We start from the raw sequence: 16331 nt of genomic DNA, 5'->3' as shown, positions 1-16331 counted from the left end.
ATCAGGTCGGGATGAAACGGAACCCGACCTTGAACCTCACCATCAGCCACACCAGGGCCAGCACGACGGCGTGCACGGCGGTGCCCACCCACGGGTTCGTCCGGTCCAGGCCCGGGATGTTGCCGACGGCCAGGGCGAAGAACACGTGCACGATGAAGACGTAGAGGCTGACCTTCCCCAGCGGTGTGTAGAACCAGCCGACGGCGGCGTTCACCGGCTTCCACATCGTGGTCAGCACCGCGTAGGCGACGACGACCACGAGGGCCAGGTCGACCAACCGGCCGACCTGCAGGTCGGTGCGCTGGTAGAAGGTCTCGTAGAGCCCGTCGTAGACGCCCTCCAGTGGTTCCACGTGCAACACCGAGCCCGCCCACAGGACGACGAGGGTGCCGACGTAGGCGGTCATCAGCACGGTGACGAGCACCTTCCCGCGCACCCGGGACAGCGCGGCGGTGATCTGCCGGCGGTAGAAGCCGACGACCAGGCCGTGGGTGAAGGCGATCTGCCAGACCAGCAGGGGGAACGAGTCCTCGAACTGGGAGGGCAGCACCCGCAGGTCGGTCTGGGCGTGCAGCACGTAGAGGCCCCAGCTGACCGCCAGCACCAGCCACCAGAGCCGGCGCTGCAGCAGCCACACCAGCGGCGGCACCAGCAGCGACAGCAGCACGAACAGGCCCATGATGTTGAAGACCCAGGGGCCCATCTGGAGCAGCAGCAGCTGCTGCACCGCGTACCAGGGCGGCGGGTAGCCCAGCAGCTGACCGGCGTTGGCGTACAGGTCGTAGACCGTGCCCGCCCCGGCGCTGCCGTCGGCGCCGGTGCCCCGGTCGGTGAACGTGGTGATCACCGAGGCGTCGATGAAGGGCACGTACGACAGCACGAACACCAGGACGACGACGCCCAGCGCGGTGAGGTACTGCCGACCGGCCCGGCGGAACGCGGCCTTGGCGGCCGGCCACGCGCCGGCCCGGCGGACCGCGACCGGGTAGACCATGCCGAGCACGACGCCCGAGAGCAGCACGAACATCTCCGCGCCGGTGATCGCGCCGATGGCGTTGAGCGTGACGTAGGAGAACAGCCCGGCGACCTCGATGTGGGTCACCACGACCGCCACGATGATCCAGCCGCGGAACAGGTCCAGCCGCCGGTCGCGGGGGTCGTGCTCGTCCGGGTACCGCCAGGACGGCAGGAACCGTCCGGCCAGCCCGGAGGCGTAGAAGAGCAGCAGCGCCAGCGCGGCGCAGAAGACGATCCAGCCCATCTCGTCGCCGCCGCCGGTCGTCGTCCGGGCGCGGTCCTGGGCCAGTGCCGTGCCGCCGGACTGCAGGTCCTGCACCGTGGTGACCGCCCCGGTGGTGAACCCGGCGGCGGTGAGGTCGGCGGCGAACGCGGTCGCGAGCTCGGGGGTGGCAGTGGCCCGCCAGTCGACGAGGGCGTCGTCGGCCTCGGCCTCGGGGCGCTCCTGCTCCAGCCACACGACGGCGGCGATCCCGGGGAACTGCGGGGCGGCGGCGAACACCTGGCGCCACCAGCCCTGCTTGACCGCGAGCTCCTGGGCGGCGTCCGCGCCCGGGTCGCCGGGGGCGAAGAACGCGCCGGTCTGCACCACCATCCTCAGGTCCTGGCCGGTCACGTAGGTGCCGTAGAAGTCGCGACCGGCGCCGGTGGGCGAACTCCATCCCTCGGTGCCGGACAGCAGTGCCTCGTACTTGCCGGCGGGCGGGACGTCGTTGGCGCCGAAGTCCTGCTGCAGGCCGTAGTGGTAGGCCGACAGCCCCACGGCGTCGACGTACCCGGGGCCGGGCCAGTACGGGGCGTAGGGGTCGTCGGCGTCGGTGACCGCACCGTCCCCGTCGGTGTCCAGGGCGGACTCCTCGCGCGGGCCGGAGCCCTCGACCTCGCCGCGGGCGGTGCCGAACGGGTAGCCCGCGCCGTAGGCCGGGGCCCAGGTCATCGCCGCACCCGGCGCGGTGGCGTGCACGACGTCGGCCAGGGTGCGGAAGGCGTCGACGTAGGCCGCGGGCTGTTGGCCCCAGGGGGTCCAGGAGCCGTTCATCTCCGGGGCGAAGCGCACCCAGAACGCGGCGTCGTCGGCCTCGGTCAGCTCGGCGAGCTCGTCGGCCAGCCGCTGGGCGTCCTCGGCGGTCAGGTCGCCGAGGGACTCCGTCGGCTCCAGCGTCAGGACGGCCAGCGCGCCGGTGGTGGTGGCCTGCTCCACGAACTGGCGCAGGTAGAGCTCGTCGTCGTCGGTCAGCGGGTAGCGGACGGACTGGGCGAACAGGCTGGGGGACTCCCCGAGCCGGTCGGCGTAGTCGGCGGCGCCGTCACTGGTCCAGTCCAGCGCCGGGCCGACGTAGGGGGCGCCGGCCGGCGGGGTGAGGGCCTCGCGCGGGGCGGCCCAGGCGGGGGCGACCCCCAGTGCGACGAGGAGTCCGACGAGGACGGCGAGGAGCCCGGCGCGCCTCACCGCGACCGCCGGCGGACCAGGAACCAGCGGTTGGTCGACCCCTCCCGCTCGTAGACCAGCTCGTCGACGGCGGCCCGGGCCAGCGCCAGGCCGCGGCCGTCCTCGGCCAGGGCCAGCACGGCGTCCAGGTCGTCGGGGTCGCCGGACTCGGGCATGGAGGCTGCGTCCAGGTCGACGTGGGCCTCGGCGCCGTCGTCCTCGAAGCGGGCCTCGACCCGGTCGGGCCAGCCGCTGACCCGCAGCACCAGCGTCACCGCGGTGCCCCGGGTGGCGTGCTCGACGATGTTGGCCGCCACCTCGGCGACCGCGGTCTCGAAGTGCATCCGGTCCAGGGCGGGCATGGCGTCGTCCGCCCAGAGGGCGGCGAGCAGCTCGTGCACCTGCTCGAGGCTCTCGGGGCGGGCGCTGACCCGCAGGACGTGCTCGACGCCGTCAGTCGCCATCGAAGGCGCCCGCGACGTCGGGGCGCGGGCGCAGCACGCGGTGCAGGTTGGTCAGTTCCAGCACGGCCTGCACCTGCGGGCCGACCGCGGCCAGCCGCAGGTCACCGCCGGCCTGCCGGGTGGTCTTGAGCCCGGCGATGAGCGCGCCGAGGCCGGAGCTGTCGATGAACTCGGTGCCGGAGAGGTCCACCACGATGCGCGGGTGGCCCTGCTCGACGAGCTGACTGACCAGCCCGCGGAGCTGGGGTGCGGCGACCATCGTCAGCCGGCCGACGGGGGCGAGCACCCCGATGCCGTCGTCCCGGGTGTGCGTCTGGAAGTCGATCACGAGGGGACCTTCTCTGGGATGGGGGCGGGGGAGAACCCGCGGTAGCGGACGGCGGTGATGACGACGGAGAAGACGGCGAGGTCGTAGACGACCCAGACGAGGTTGGCCCAGGTGCCCAGCGGGGTGGCCTGGCCGACGGCGAGTCGGATCAGCCCGACGACGGCGGCGACCACCAGCAGCACCATCACGGTGAGCTGGGGCTTCACCAGGTGCCAGGGCAGCTCGTCGCCGCCCTGCTTGGTCTTGGGGGTGACGGCGAACCCGAGGCTGCGGCCGCGGTACACGTTGGCCACCGCGGAGGTGACCGAGCGGATCCACACCGGGAACAGGGCCAGGGAGTACTGCTGGCCGCGCCAGGTCGCAGCACCGCGGCCGACGACGAGGAACAGCAGCTGGTTGACCACCAGGAACGGCACCAGCCGGACGAAGAAGTCCGAGCTCAGCGCCTGCACGGGCAGCACGCCGACCAGCAGGTAGACGATCGGGGCGGCGATGTAGACCAGCGCGGCGAAGCCCGCCAGGTAGCTCCACATCGTGGCCGTGTACATCAGCTTCTGGGTGAGCGAGAGCCCCTTCTGGACCAGCGGGTTCTCCCGCAGCATCACCTGCACGGTGCCCTGGGCCCAGCGCAGCCGCTGGGTCAGCATCGTGCCGAGGTCCTCCGGCGCCAGGCCCAGGGCCAGCACCTCGTGGTGGTAGACCGAGCGCCAGCCCAGCCCGTGCAGCCGCATGCAGGTGGCCATGTCCTCGGTGACGGAGATGGTGGCCAGCGGCATCACCGGCTGCGCCTCGTCGTCCCGGTCGACGTCGACCGAGCGGACCAGCGTGCGCACCGTCTCCAGCGCGCCCAGCGGCGACCAGCCCCGGCCGGCCAGCTGACGGAGCGCCGCCGGGTCGATCTCGGCGAGCCCGCCCTCGTCGCCGAGCTCGGCGGTCAGCTCCCGGATGGAGGCCAGGTCGGCCTCCAGGGCCTTGACGTCGGCGGCGACGACCTCGGCCGCGGCGGCGTCCACCCGCTGCTGGAAGGACCAGGTGACGTCGGCGATGGCGTGGCCCAGGGCCAGCTCGTTGCGGGCCTGGCGCAGCGAGAACGCCACGTAGCCCAGCGCCCGGGCCACCACCTTCTGCTCGGGGTCCACCCCGGCCCGGGCCCGCTCGAGCACCGCGCCGGAGGTGCGCAGGCTGCGGTCCAGGCTGACCTCGAGCTCGGTGACGTAGCGGGTGACCCCCAGCTGCATCAGCGCCTCGCGGCGCAGCACCGCGTTCGAGCCGCAGAAGAAGGCCGAGTTCCAGCCGTCCTTGCCCTGCTGGATGGGCCCGTAGAACAGCGGCGCCTGGCTGCCCAGCGGGTCGTTCTCGGGCACGTTGACGAAGTACTGCGGGGTCTGCACCAGGGCGACCCGCTCGTCGGTGAAGTACCCGAGCGTGCGGTCCAGGATGCCCGGCTCGGGCACCTGGTCGGCGTCCAGGATGAGGAGGAACTCCCCGTCGGTGGCCAGCAGCGCGTTGTTCAGGTTGCCGGCCTTGGCGTGCCGGGGCCGGTCGGTCCAGTCCACCGAGCGGGTGATGTACCCGATGCCCTCCGCCTCGACGAGCTCCCGCAGCTCGGGGCGGGCGCCGTCGTCGAGCACCCAGGTCCGGTGCGGGTGGGTGATCGCCACCGAGGCCCGGGCGGTGCGCATGACCAGGTCCAGCGGCTCGTTGTAGGTCGCGATCAGCACGTCGACGGTCGCCTCGGGAGGCGCCGGCGGCGGTTCCCCGCGTTGCCGGTAGCGCCACATCGTCAGCCCGAACAGCAGCGAGTCGATCAGGCTGTAGGTCTCGGCGACCACCAGCGGCACGGCCAGCCACCAGGCCGACCAGTTCACGCTGAACAGCCAGCGCCACACGATGTAGTTCAGCCCCAGCAGGACCGTCAGCAGCACCAGCGTGCGGATGACCACCAACCGACCGGTCAGCGGGACCGCGCGCTCCCCCCGTGCACGGCCCATCAGACGTCGGGCCGTCGGCGGACCACCAGCGCGGTGACGTCGTCCAGCGGGGCCGAGACCGACGTGAGCGCGCGGACGGCGGCCACGACCGCGGCCGGCTCGGGGTCGCGCCGCACCAGGGCGGAGAGGGCGTCCAGGGAGTCCGTGGTCCCGCCGAAGACGTCGAACAGGCCGTCGCTGAACACCGCGAGGGTGTCCCCGGGCAGCAGCACCAGCTGCCGCTCGGTCCAGGTGGCGTCCCGGTCCAGGCCCAGCGGCAGGTCCCCGCCGGAGAGGTGCTCGGTCGTGCCGTCGGCCCGCGCCACCAGGGAGAGCCCGTGGCCGGCGTCGACGTACCGGAGCACGCCGGTCGCCGGGTCCAGCCGGGCGTGGAAGGCGGTGACGAAGCTGCCGGAGCGCGCGAGGTCGGGCTCGAGGTCGCGGTTGGTCGCGGCGAACACCTCGCCCAGGGAGACCCCGGCCCAGGGCGGTTCGCCGCCCCGGCCGGGCCGGGACTCCGCCGTACGGGCCGCACCGCGGAGCACGGCGCGCACGGTGGCCATCAGGATGGCCGCCCCGGTGCCCTTGCCCATGACGTCGGCGACGGTGAGCGCCAGCCCGCCGGGCACCGGCTCGTGGTCGTAGAGGTCGCCGCCGATGGCCTGGGCCGGGATGCACAGCCCGTCGACGTCCCACCCGGGGACGTCCGGGGTCGTGGAGGGCAGCAGGCCCCGCTGCACCTGCTGGGCGCGCTCCATCTCCGCGGAGTGCGCGAGCTCCCGCTGGGCCCACTCGCCCAGCTCGTCGAGCAGGGCCAGCTGGGTGGTGTCCAGCCGCCGGGGGCGGACGTCGAAGAGGCAGAACGTGCCCACGACCTGCCCGGCCGGACCGACCAGCGGGTGGCCGGCGTAGAAGCGGATGTGCGGGGGCCCGGTGACCGCCGGGGTGTCGGCGAACCACGGGTCGTCGAGGGTGTCGGGGACGACGACGGTCTCGGCCAGGCTCACCGTGCGGTCGCAGAAGGAGGCCTGTCTGGGGGCCTCGGGCACGTCCATCCCGGCGCAGGACTTGAACCAGAGCCGGTCGTGGTCGACCAGGGTGACCGTCGCGATCGGCACCCCGAAGACCCGCTGGGCGATCCGGGTGATCCGGTCGAAGCGCTCCTCGGCGGGGGTGCCGATCAGCTGGAGGGCGTCGACCGCCCGCTGACGCAGGAGCTCGGGGTCCAGGTGGTGGACCACGTCGGTGGTGGTCATGCGTGCTGCCCCGATCGGAGGTCCAGTGCGGTGGTCAGGGCGCGTGCGGACGCCGGGGAGCTGGCGATCCGCCAGTCGGTCTCCTTGGCGTGGTCGAACCAGACGACGGCCGCGACGTCGCGCTGGGCGTCCAGCCACGTGACCAGGTCGCGGATCCAGGCGGCCTTGTCCCCGCCGGCCTCCGCGGAGGCGACCTCGCCGATCACCACCGGCTTCCCGGGGGCGAGGGTGCGCAGTTCGGCGAGGCTGCCGGCGAAGACGGTCTGCGGCGACTGCCAGGAGCTCCAGGACTGGGAGGTGCCCCAGTTGTAGCCGTCCAGACCGACCACGTCGACGACGTCGGCGCCGGGCCAGGTGGCCGCCATCGGCGACGAGCCGGCGTAGGAGACGTTGGGGTTCCAGACGAACTGGACGTTGCCGGCGCCGGCCTGGTCGAACAGCTGGGCGACGTGCCGCCAGGCGGCCGTGTAGTCCGCCGCCGTGGTGCCGCCGCCGACCGACCACGGGTACCAGTCGCCGTTCTGCTCGTGGGCGAAGCGCAGGTACACGGTGCTGCCCCAGCGGCGGAGGGAGTCGGCCCAGGTGCGCAGGTAGGCGTCGTGGGCGCCGGCGGCGATGCTCGACATCGAGAACCGGGTGCGGTCGGCCGACCCCCAGGTCCAGGGCTCCCAGGTGACCACCGGGTCGGCGCCCCGGGCGCGGACGGCGTCCAGGCCGGCCAGCGGGGGCGCGGTGGTGAAGTCGGCGTAGGAGAGGACGACGCTGGGGCGCTCGCCGGCGGCGGTGGCACTGGCGTCCAGCTCGGCCGATGCGGTGGGCCCACCGGGGACGCTGACCCCGAAGCGCAGCGCCGTGGCCCGCCCGGTCGGGGCGGGAGCGGCGGCCGCGGGACGGGCGGCGGTGCCGGTCGCCTTGGCCGGCTTCAGCGACGGCGCCGCGACCGCCGGCGTGGCCCCGACCAGGGCCAGCAGGCCGGCCACGAGGAGTGCGGCGAGGAGACCGGGGATGCGGAACGTCACCATTCCGGCATCGACCGGATCGGATCTCGACTTGAGCCCCCGTCCGGGCGACGTCTCCCTCGTCGTGGTGAGTCCGCTGGCGACCGACTGTCACCACCGGCCGGCACGGCCGAAACCGGTTGCCCGACCGGCCAGGGTGGAGCCGTGGACACCCCGACCTGGCCCCCGGCGGACGTGCGGTTGCACGTGGACGGGCTGGTCCTCCAGCTCCCCGACGAGGCCCGGCTGACCGAGCTCGGCGCGCTGGCGGCAGCCGGGGTGCACGGCGAGGACGAGATGCCCTTCACCCAGCCGTGGACGGTGGGCACCGGCGCCGACCGGGCCCGCCGCACGGTGCAGTACCACTGGCAGGTGCGGGGGTCCTGGACCCCGCAACGGTGGTGCTGGCCGGTGGTCGCGCTGCAGGACGGCGTCGTCGTCGGCATGCAGGAGCTGTCCGCGCACGACCTGCCGGTGCTGCGCGAGGTCGCGACCGGCTCGTGGGTCGGCCGGGAGCACCAGGGTCGCGGCATCGGCACCCGGATGCGGGCCGCGGTGCTGTCCTTCGCCCTCGGCACGCTGGGCGCCGAGCACGCCACCACCGAGGCCTTCGAGGACAACGCGGCCTCGATCGCCGTCACCCGACGGCTGGGGTACCGCCCGGACGGCGAGGACCGGCTGGTGCGGCAGGGCCGCCCGGCCCGGTCGCTGCGTTTCCGGCTGCGCGCCGAGGGCTTCTCCAGCCCCTGGCCGGTCCGTGTGGAGGGCTGGTCGGCGGCCTGTTCAACGGCGTTCGGGCTGGTGGGAGAGGCGTGAGCCGGGCGACTCCGGGCTCCGGGGGCCCCCGGGCAGGGGTGCGAGCGCCTATCGTGGGGCGCATGACGGGCAGCTCAGACACGACCACCCACGCCGCGGTGCGCGCCATCCGGCTCGCCGACGTCGAGCGTCAGGCGGCGCAGTCGGCAGCCCGCGACGCCCAGCGGCGGTGGGAGGCGGCCCTCGTCGCCGCCGTCGAGGCGGGCCACGCCCCCTCCGCCGTCGCCCGCGAGGCCGGGGTGACCCGCAACCGGGTCTCCCAGCTCGTGTCGGCGCACCGCACCGCGGTGGAGCAGGCCGCTGCGGCCCCGCGCCGCGGACCGCGGATCGTGCCCAGCCCGCTCAGCTGATCCGAGGTGGGGATGTGACGTCAGGGTCACAGGCCCGACGAGCGTAAACAGCGTTTGCATCTGCCTCGGCAGGGCTATCTTGGTCAGGGACGACGACGTCCGACTGCCCCGGCGATCCCTTCGCCCGCTCCGGTCGGTCACGACTGAGAGGCCCCACCGTGCCTGACAACCTCCGCGGTTCCCGGATGGGGACCACCAGCCTCGAGTCCGTTCGCGGGGCCGTGCTCGCCGAGACCATGACCCACACGTACGAGTGCCCCCTGGGTCACGACGTGCGGGTCACCTTCGCCGCCGACGCGGTTCCGCCGAACGCCTGGGCCTGCCCCAACCACGGCCAGACCTCGATCCTCGTGGTCACCCCCGACACCCCGGTCGCCCCGGTGCTGGCCGACGGCGAGGCCTCGCCGACCCGGGGACGCGCCCGGAAGACCGGCCCGCCGCGGGTGAGCAAGACCCCGTGGGAGATGCTGCTGGAGCGCCGCGAGATCAAGGACCTCGACGAGCTCCTCAGCGAGCGCCTCGACGTGCTGAAGGCGCGGCGCACCCGCCAGTGAGGTAGTCAGGGGTGGTGAGCGCACCCCTGATCGCCGCCCTGGGCGACCGAGTCCCCGCCGTCGACGAGACCGCCTTCGTCGCCCCCACCGCCGTGGTGCTGGGCAGCGTGACCCTGGGTCCGAGGTCCTCGGTCTGGTACGGCGCGATCGTGCGGGCCGACGCCGAGACGATCTCGATCGGCGCCGACTCGAACGTCCAGGACGGCTCCACCCTGCACAGCGACCCCGGCTTCCCCCTCGTCCTCGGCGACCGGGTCACCGTGGGCCACCGGGTGGTGCTGCACGGTGCCCGGATCGAGGACGACGTGCTGGTCGGCATGGGCGCGGTGGTGATGAACGGGGCCCACGTGGGCTCCGGGTCGATCGTCGCCGCCGGTGCCGTCGTCACCGAGAACGCCGTCGTCCCGGCCGGCTCGCTGGTCGCCGGAGTGCCGGCGAAGGTGGTCAAGGAGCTCGGCGAGGCCGCAGTCGGCCCGATCCGCGCCAACGCCACCAGCTACACCGACCGCCTCGACCAGCACCGCGCCCTCCGCCCCCTCTGACGAGGAGCGCCCTTCTCGTCAGAGGGGGCCGCAGTCCCTGGGGCTAGGAGAGCTCGGCGGCGACGAGGGGGGTGAGGGTGAGGTGCGGCTTGTTCTGCTCCAGGGCCCGCAGTGACCACTTGTCGGTGAACAGGGCCAGCAGCTCGCCGTCGGGGCGGGTCATGACCTCCGCGCCCCGGGCACGGCTGATCTCCTCGGCCGACTCGGCGTCGGTGGCGCGGGCCAGCGAGTAGGGCAGGTTCTCCAGGCTCACCTTGGCGCCGAACTCGTGCTCCATCCGGTGCTGGGCGACCTCGAACTGCATGGGTCCGACGACGGCGAGCACGGGGGCGCCGTCCCCGCGGCGCTCGCTGATGAGCACCTGGACGACGCCCTCGCCGGCCAGGGTGTCCATCCCCTTGCGGAAGGCCTTGTACTTGCTGGTGTCGGCCACCCGGGCGACGGCGAAGTGCTCGGGGGCGAACGTGGTGATCGGCGGGTAGACCACGGGGGAGTCGACGTAGAGGGTGTCTCCCACCCCGAGGGCCTGGGCGTTCACCAGCCCGACGACGTCACCGGGGTAGGCGGTCTCGATGGTCTCCCGGTCGCGCCCGAACACCTGCTGGGCGTACTTCGTGGCGAAGGGCCGGTTGTTGGCGGCGTTGGTGACCACCATGCCGCGCTCGAACACCCCGGTGCACACCCGCATGTAGGCCAGCCGGTCGCGGTGCCCGGTGTCCATGCCGGCCTGCACCTTGAACACGAAGGCGCTGAACGGGTCGTCGATGGCGCGCGGCTTGCCGTCGACGTCGGGCCGGTCCCCGGGCGGCGGGGCCAGGTCGACCAGGGTGTCGAGCAGGGCGGCGACGCCGAAGTTCGAGACGGCCGAGGCGAAGAGCACCGGGGTGGTGGCGCCGGCGAGGAAGAGCTCCTGGTCGTGGTCGGCGCCGGTCTCGCCGAGCAGCTCGGCCTCCTCGACCGCCGTGGTCCAGGCGTCGCCCTCCTGGGCCAGGGCCGCGTCGGCGGGCATGACCTGCTCGGGGGCGATGGTGGCGCCGCCGGCGGTGCGGGTGAAGTGCCGGTAGGAGCCGTCTCGGCGGTCCAGCACGCCGCGGAAGTCCCCGGCGATGCCGACCGGCCAGGTCAGCGGGGTGGGCTGCAGGCCGGTGCGGTCGGAGATCTCGTCCATCAGCGCGAGGGCCTCGTTGCCGGGGCGGTCCCACTTGTTGACCACGGTGATGATCGGGATGCCACGGTGCCGGCAGACCGCGAACAGCTTCATGGTCTGGGTCTCCAGGCCCTTGGCCGCGTCGACCAGCATCACCGCGGCGTCCACGGCGGTGAGCACCCGGTAGGTGTCCTCGGAGAAGTCGGCGTGCCCGGGGGTGTCGACCAGGTTGACCACGGCGTCGCGGTAGGCGAACTGCAGCGCGGCCGAGGTGATGGAGATGCCGCGGGCCTTCTCCATGTCCATCCAGTCCGACACGGTGGCGCCACGGCCGGCCTTGCCGTGCACCGCGCCGGCGCGGCCGATCACGTGGGCGTGCAGGGCCAGGGCCTCGGTGAGCGTGGACTTGCCCGCGTCGGGATGGCTGATGACGGCGAAGGTGCGCCGGCGCGCGGCCTCGGTGGCGGCGGTGCTCACGGTGCTCCTGTCCTCACCGGCGTACCCGCGGACGGGGGCGGTGCTGGGTCGTGCGGGTGGCCCGGCGACGCGGGGGACCCACCGAGTCTACGGCGGTCGGCGCGGGCCCCGGTCCGTGCGCGGGACGACGACCACGGGTGCCGGCCGGTCACGTTCTGGTGACGTCCGTCGCGTTCTCCGGGAATGGTCGGGGAGTCCCGGGTCGTCGTGTCGACTCCGGGGTCGGGTGACCATTCCGGGGTCCTCGACGTGTCGACCCGGCCAGCGTGGTGACCGGCCCGCTCGCAGGGCCCGGGAACGGGCCTCCTGCTGGGGAAACGGTGCTGGTGCAGGGCTCGGGTCGACCTGGGGCGGGTGATGACCGTGGGGCTCCTGAGGCTGCCGGGACCGGTCGTCGGCCATTCCCAGAATGGTCGTCACGAGGGCCGAGGAATGGTCCCGGAACGGGTTCGGCACTTCGGGTTGAGAGTCCGCACCGGACGCCGTAACCGCCTCCGACAGCGGAGCACGTCCGTCGTCGCACGAACAGACGAGGGCGGTGACGCGTGGACGGCATGGACGACATCGTCGAGGACTTCCTCGTGGAGAGCCACGAGAACCTGGACCAGCTGGACCGCGACCTGGTGGCCCTCGAGCAGGACCCCGGCTCCCGCGAGCAGCTGTCCAGCATCTTCCGGACCATCCACACCATCAAGGGCACCAGCGGCTTCCTCGCCTTCGGCAAGCTGGAGGAGGTCACCCACGTCGGGGAGAACATGCTGTCCCGGCTGCGCGACGGGGTCCTGGAGCTGACCCCGCACCGCACCGACGCGCTGCTGACGATGGTCGACACGGTCCGGGCGCTGCTGGGTTCGATCGAGACCACCGGCAGCGAGGGTGCGGTCGACGTCGCCCCGGCCGTGGCCGCGATCGTCGCCTCGATGGAGGCCGTGCCGGTCGCCGTGGGCGTCGCCCCGGCACCGGTCGAGGCCACGGTCGGGACGACGGCCGAGGCGACCGCCGTGCTCGCCGAGGCCGCCGAGGTGGTGGACGCCGTCCCCGTCCGGCACACCGACGTGGTCGCCCCCGTGCCCCCGGCCGTCGAGGAGCACCACGAGGAGCCGGTCCCCGGTCGCCGGGCCGTCGCCGACGCCACCATCCGGGTCGACGTCGACCTGCTCGACGCGCTGATGCAGCTGGTCGGCGAGCTGGTGCTGACCCGCAACCAGATCGTGCAGTACGTCTCCCGGCAGTCCGACACCGACCTCGTGCGGGCCGGCCAGCGGCTGAACCTGATCGCCAGCGAGCTGCAGGAGGGCGTCATGAAGACGCGCATGCAGCCCATCGACCACATCTGGTCCAAGCTGCCCCGCGTCGTCCGCGACCTGGGCCAGCAGTGCGGCAAGTCGGTCACCCTCGCGATGGAGGGCGCCGAGACCGAGCTGGACAAGACGCTCCTGGAGGCGGTCAAGGACCCGCTGACCCACCTGGTCCGCAACTCCGTCGACCACGGCATCGAGACCCCGGAGGCGCGGCTCGCCGCCGGCAAGCGGCCCGACGGCGTGCTGAGCCTGCGGGCCCGGCACGAGTCCGGCCAGGTCGTGGTGGAGGTCGCCGACGACGGCGCCGGGATCGACCCCGTCCGGGTCGGGGCCAAGGCCGTCGAACGCGGGCTGGTCACCGCCGACGCGCTGGCCCGGATGAGCCAGGCCGACGTGCTGCAGCTCGTCTTCGCCCCCGGGTTCTCCACCGCCGCCGCGGTCACCAACGTGTCCGGCCGCGGGGTCGGCATGGACGTGGTCAAGACCAACATCGAGGCCATCGGCGGCACGATCGAGATCGAGTCCGAGGCCGGCCGGGGCACCTGCACCCGGCTGCGCATCCCGCTGACCCTGGCGATCGTGCCGGCGCTGACCGTGGAGTGTGCCGGCGACCGCTACGCGATCCCGCAGGTCAGCCTGCAGGAGCTGGTCAGCCTGGACGCCGAGAAGGCGGCCAGCGCGGTCGAGGAGATCGGCGGTGCCCGGGTCTACCGGCTGCGCGGGGAGCTGCTGCCGCTGGTGCAGCTGGCCGACGTGTTCGGGCTGACGTCCGACCGGCACGACGGGCACGTGGTCATCGCCGTCCTGCGGTCCGAGGGCCGCCGCTTCGGCCTGGTCGTGGACCGGGTCGTCAACACCGAGGAGATCGTCGTGAAGGCAGTCGGTGCTCAGCTGAAGTCCATCGGGCTGTACTCCGGGGCGACCGTCCTGGGCGACGGCACGGTGGCGCTCATCCTCGACGTGCAGGCCCTGGCCCGGCGGGCGCTGCGGGCCGAGAGCGCGGAACGGGCCGAGCAGCGCGCCCAGGCGCAGGCCCACGACCGGGCCGCCGGGCCGGTCGAGCGGCAGCGGATGCTGCTGGCCACCATCGGCGGCGGACGACGGGTCGCCATCCCCCTGGACACCGTCACCCGGCTGGAGCAGCTGCCCGCGGCCGGTGTCGAGCGGGTCGGTTCGCGCGAGGTGGTCCAGTACCGCGGCGCGATCCTGCCGATCGTGCGGCTGGACCGGCTCCTGGGCGCCTCCTCCTACGACAGCCCCTCGCGGGACGTCCTCGAGGTGATCGTCTACGCCGACCACGACCGATCCGTCGCCATCGTGGTGGAGCAGATCCTGGACATCGTCGACGACGCCGAGGCGCTGCACTCCGACATCGACGACCACGGCCTGCTGGGCTCGGCGGTGTTCGGCGACAAGGTCACCGAGCTGCTCGACGTCCGGGCCGCCATCCTCGCCGCCGACCCGTCCTTCTACGCCTTCGAGGGCGCCGAGCACGCCGACGGCGTCCCGACCGGTCTGCTGGCGGTCTGAGATGAGCGCACCCACCACCAGCCGCACGACCCAGCTGGCCACCTTCTGGCTGGACGGCGACCTCTACGGCGTCGAGGTGGCCCACGTCCAGGAGGTGCTCCGGGCGCAGAAGCTCACCCGGGTGCCGCTGGCCCCACCGGCGGTCGCCGGGCTGATCAACCTGCGCGGCCAGGTGGTCACCGCCATCGAGCTGCGCGAGCGGCTCGGCCGACCGGCCCGCCCGGCGGGCGCGGACTCGGTCGTGATCGTCGTCCGGATGCACGGGGAGGCCGTCAGCTTCCTCGTCGACGGCATCGCCGACGTCGTGCACGTGGACGCCGTGGACTTCGAACAGCCGCCGGACACCCTGGACGGCCGCGCCCGCGAGCTCATCCGCGGCGCCTACAAGCTCGACGGCCGGCTGCTGCTCGCCCTCGACGTCGGCCGCGCCGTCGCAGCCTGACCCGCTCCCCCTCCCCAGCACCCTCCCCCGCTCCGTCCCCCGACTCCTGAGGAGCGCTCCCGCATGCCCACGTCCAGCACGTCCACACCGCAGCCGTCCACCCGGGCCTGGTGGGGGGACCGCAGCCTGAGGACGAAGGTCCTCACCGCGGTCGCCGCCGGCGCGGTCGCCTCGGTGGCCATCGGCGTCGTCGGCATCACCGCGACCGGCTCGGCGGCCGACGCCGGGCAGGAGGTCTACGCGTCGAACCTGATGAGCGTCTCCCAGCTGGCCGCCGTCGACGTCACCCTCAGCGACCTGCGGATCGCCTCGCGGAACGCCGTGCTGGCACCGGAGGCCGAGACCGACGCGGTGCTGGCGGAGATCGCGCAGCTGCAGGACCGGTACACGGAGGAGATGGCCACCTACGCGGTGGATCTGTCCGCCGAGCAGCAGGCACTGGTCGACGGGGCCGACGAGGCCGTCGCCCGGTGGGGGGACTTCTTCGACACCACCCTGGCCCCGCTCGCGGCGGCGAAGGACACCACCGGCTGGTACGCCGCGAACAGCGAGAACCTGCTGCTGACCGAGGCAGCCGAGGCGCTGGGCGAGCTCACCGCGAGCGAGCAGGCCGACGCGGCCACGGCGGCGGCGGCCGCCCAGGACGCCGCCGGCACCGCCCTGACGACGACGCTCGTGGTGCTCGTGGCCGGGGTCCTGGCGGCGGTCGCGATCGGCTGGTTCGTCGCCACCACGATCGCCCGCGGTCTGCGCCGGGTGCAGGTCACCGCCGACGCCCTCGCCGCCGGGGACCTGACGGCCACGTCGGACCTGACCACCGACGACGAGCTCGGCCGGATGGGCCGGGCCCTGGACACCGCGACCGGCACGCTGCGGACGTTGATGGCCACGGTCGTCTCCTCCGCCGACGCGGTCGCGGCCTCGAGTGAGGAGCTGTCGGCGTCGTCGGCGCAGATCTCGGCGTCGGCGGAGGAGACCTCCGTGCAGTCCGGGGTGGTGTCCGGTGCCGCCGACGAGGTGTCCCGCAGCGTGGCCACGGTCGCGGCGGGTGCCGAGCAGATGTCGGCCTCCATCCGGGAGATCGCCCAGTCGGCGAACGAGGCGGCCCGGGTGGCCGCCGGTGCGGTGACCGAGGCCGAGGCGACGAACGCGACGATCACGAAGCTCGGGGTCTCCTCGAAGGAGATCGGTGACGTGGTCAAGGTGATCACGAGCATCGCCGAGCAGACGAACCTGCTGGCGCTGAACGCGACGATCGAGGCGGCGCGGGCCGGGGAGGCCGGCAAGGGCTTCGCCGTCGTGGCCAACGAGGTCAAGGAGCTGGCGCAGGAGACCGCCCGGGCGACCGAGGACATCGCCCGGCGGGTGGAGGCGATCCAGGCCGACACCGGCGGGGCGGTGGCGGCGATCGGGCGGATCGGCGCGGTCATCGGGCAGATCAACGACCACCAGCTGACCATCGCCAGCGCGGTGGAGGAGCAGACGGCGACGACGAACGAGATGTCGCGCTCGGTGGCCGAGGCCGCCGGAGGGTCGACCGAGATCGCCGCGAACATCACCGGCGTCTCCACCGCTGCGAGCTCGACGACCCAGGCGCTCGGTCAGACCCGGGTGGCCGTGGACGAGCTGTCCCGGATGGCCGCCGACCTGCGCACCACCGTCGGCCGCTTCACCTACTGACCACCCCGGGCGGGGACGACCCCGCCCGAC

General features: G+C 73.5%; 14 protein-coding genes. 7 read left to right on the top strand and 7 right to left on the bottom strand.

The window, feature by feature from the left end; genetic code table 11:
* Position 1: 1 nt before the first annotated feature.
* Genes F1C76_08515 through F1C76_08490 form a run of 6 tightly spaced genes read right to left on the bottom strand, consistent with a single transcriptional unit; the run spans position 2 to position 7486 of the window.
* Positions 2 to 2467, bottom strand: coding sequence for an acyltransferase domain-containing protein (locus F1C76_08515; protein QNG36630.1), 2466 nt, complete (start codon positions 2465 to 2467; stop codon positions 2 to 4).
* Complete coding sequence (locus F1C76_08510; protein QNG36629.1) at positions 2464 to 2910, bottom strand: ATP-binding protein; 447 nt, start codon at positions 2908 to 2910, stop codon at positions 2464 to 2466. The genes F1C76_08515 and F1C76_08510 overlap by 4 nt, the downstream gene beginning before the upstream one ends.
* On the bottom strand, positions 2900 to 3238 hold the full coding sequence (locus F1C76_08505; GenBank protein ID QNG36628.1) for an STAS domain-containing protein: 339 nt from the start codon (positions 3236 to 3238) through the stop codon (positions 2900 to 2902). Before F1C76_08505 ends, F1C76_08510 begins: the two co-directional genes overlap by 11 nt.
* Positions 3235 to 5229, bottom strand: coding sequence for a glycosyltransferase (locus F1C76_08500; protein ID QNG36627.1), 1995 nt, complete (start codon positions 5227 to 5229; stop codon positions 3235 to 3237). The genes F1C76_08505 and F1C76_08500 overlap by 4 nt, the downstream gene beginning before the upstream one ends.
* On the bottom strand, positions 5229 to 6464 hold the full coding sequence (locus tag F1C76_08495; protein ID QNG36626.1) for a SpoIIE family protein phosphatase: 1236 nt from the start codon (positions 6462 to 6464) through the stop codon (positions 5229 to 5231). Before F1C76_08495 ends, F1C76_08500 begins: the two co-directional genes overlap by 1 nt.
* Positions 6461 to 7486, bottom strand: coding sequence for an endoglucanase (locus F1C76_08490; protein ID QNG36625.1), 1026 nt, complete (start codon positions 7484 to 7486; stop codon positions 6461 to 6463). The genes F1C76_08495 and F1C76_08490 overlap by 4 nt, the downstream gene beginning before the upstream one ends.
* A 141-nt stretch (positions 7487 to 7627) precedes the next feature.
* Here F1C76_08490 and F1C76_08485 point away from each other — a divergent pair, with 141 nt between their 5' ends.
* From F1C76_08485 to F1C76_08470, 4 genes are all read left to right on the top strand, one after another.
* Positions 7628 to 8278 (top strand): GNAT family N-acetyltransferase, encoded by a 651-nt coding sequence (locus F1C76_08485; GenBank protein ID QNG36624.1) that lies wholly within the window; start codon positions 7628 to 7630, stop codon positions 8276 to 8278.
* Positions 8279 to 8340: 62 nt separating this feature from the next.
* Positions 8341 to 8628 carry a hypothetical protein gene (locus F1C76_08480; protein ID QNG36623.1) on the top strand — a complete coding sequence of 96 codons (288 nt, stop codon included), beginning with the start codon at positions 8341 to 8343 and terminating at the stop codon, positions 8626 to 8628.
* 185 nt (positions 8629 to 8813) lie between these two features.
* Positions 8814 to 9182, top strand: coding sequence for a hypothetical protein (locus tag F1C76_08475; protein ID QNG36622.1), 369 nt, complete (start codon positions 8814 to 8816; stop codon positions 9180 to 9182).
* 14 nt (positions 9183 to 9196) lie between these two features.
* Positions 9197 to 9724, top strand: coding sequence for a gamma carbonic anhydrase family protein (locus F1C76_08470; protein QNG36621.1), 528 nt, complete (start codon positions 9197 to 9199; stop codon positions 9722 to 9724).
* Positions 9725 to 9767: 43 nt separating this feature from the next.
* Here the strand turns inward: F1C76_08470 and F1C76_08465 are convergent, their stop codons facing one another.
* Positions 9768 to 11348, bottom strand: a complete 1581-nt coding sequence (locus F1C76_08465; protein ID QNG36620.1) for a peptide chain release factor 3 — start codon at positions 11346 to 11348, stop codon at positions 9768 to 9770.
* A gap of 545 nt (positions 11349 to 11893) precedes the next feature.
* Here F1C76_08465 and F1C76_08460 point away from each other — a divergent pair.
* The 3 genes from F1C76_08460 (at position 11894) to F1C76_08450 (ending at position 16301) form a co-directional block, all read left to right on the top strand.
* Complete coding sequence (locus F1C76_08460) at positions 11894 to 14179, top strand: chemotaxis protein CheA (GenBank protein ID QNG36619.1); 2286 nt, start codon at positions 11894 to 11896, stop codon at positions 14177 to 14179.
* Between the two features lies 1 nt (position 14180).
* Positions 14181 to 14621, top strand: coding sequence for a chemotaxis protein CheW (locus tag F1C76_08455; GenBank protein ID QNG36618.1), 441 nt, complete (start codon positions 14181 to 14183; stop codon positions 14619 to 14621).
* Positions 14622 to 14684: 63 nt separating this feature from the next.
* Positions 14685 to 16301: a methyl-accepting chemotaxis protein gene (locus tag F1C76_08450; protein QNG36617.1), complete on the top strand. Its 1617-nt coding sequence runs from the start codon at positions 14685 to 14687 to the stop codon at positions 16299 to 16301.
* Positions 16302 to 16331: the final 30 nt, after the last annotated feature.

The organism is Geodermatophilaceae bacterium NBWT11, from assembly GCA_014218215.1.
GTDB lineage: Bacteria > Actinomycetota > Actinomycetes > Mycobacteriales > Geodermatophilaceae > Klenkia.
This window is presented reverse-complemented; position numbering and strand designations above follow the sequence as displayed.

Coding starts and splice junctions, on each gene's coding strand:
- F1C76_08510 (QNG36629.1), bottom strand. CDS start 2,910: ATGGCGACTGACGGCGTCGAGCACGTCCTGCGGGTCAGCGCCCGCCCC.
- F1C76_08500 (QNG36627.1), bottom strand. CDS start 5,229: ATGGGCCGTGCACGGGGGGAGCGCGCGGTCCCGCTGACCGGTCGGTTG.
- F1C76_08495 (QNG36626.1), bottom strand. CDS start 6,464: ATGACCACCACCGACGTGGTCCACCACCTGGACCCCGAGCTCCTGCGT.
- F1C76_08490 (QNG36625.1), bottom strand. CDS start 7,486: ATGGTGACGTTCCGCATCCCCGGTCTCCTCGCCGCACTCCTCGTGGCC.
- F1C76_08480 (QNG36623.1), top strand. CDS start 8,341: ATGACGGGCAGCTCAGACACGACCACCCACGCCGCGGTGCGCGCCATC.
- F1C76_08475 (QNG36622.1), top strand. CDS start 8,814: ATGGGGACCACCAGCCTCGAGTCCGTTCGCGGGGCCGTGCTCGCCGAG.
- F1C76_08455 (QNG36618.1), top strand. CDS start 14,181: ATGAGCGCACCCACCACCAGCCGCACGACCCAGCTGGCCACCTTCTGG.
- F1C76_08450 (QNG36617.1), top strand. CDS start 14,685: ATGCCCACGTCCAGCACGTCCACACCGCAGCCGTCCACCCGGGCCTGG.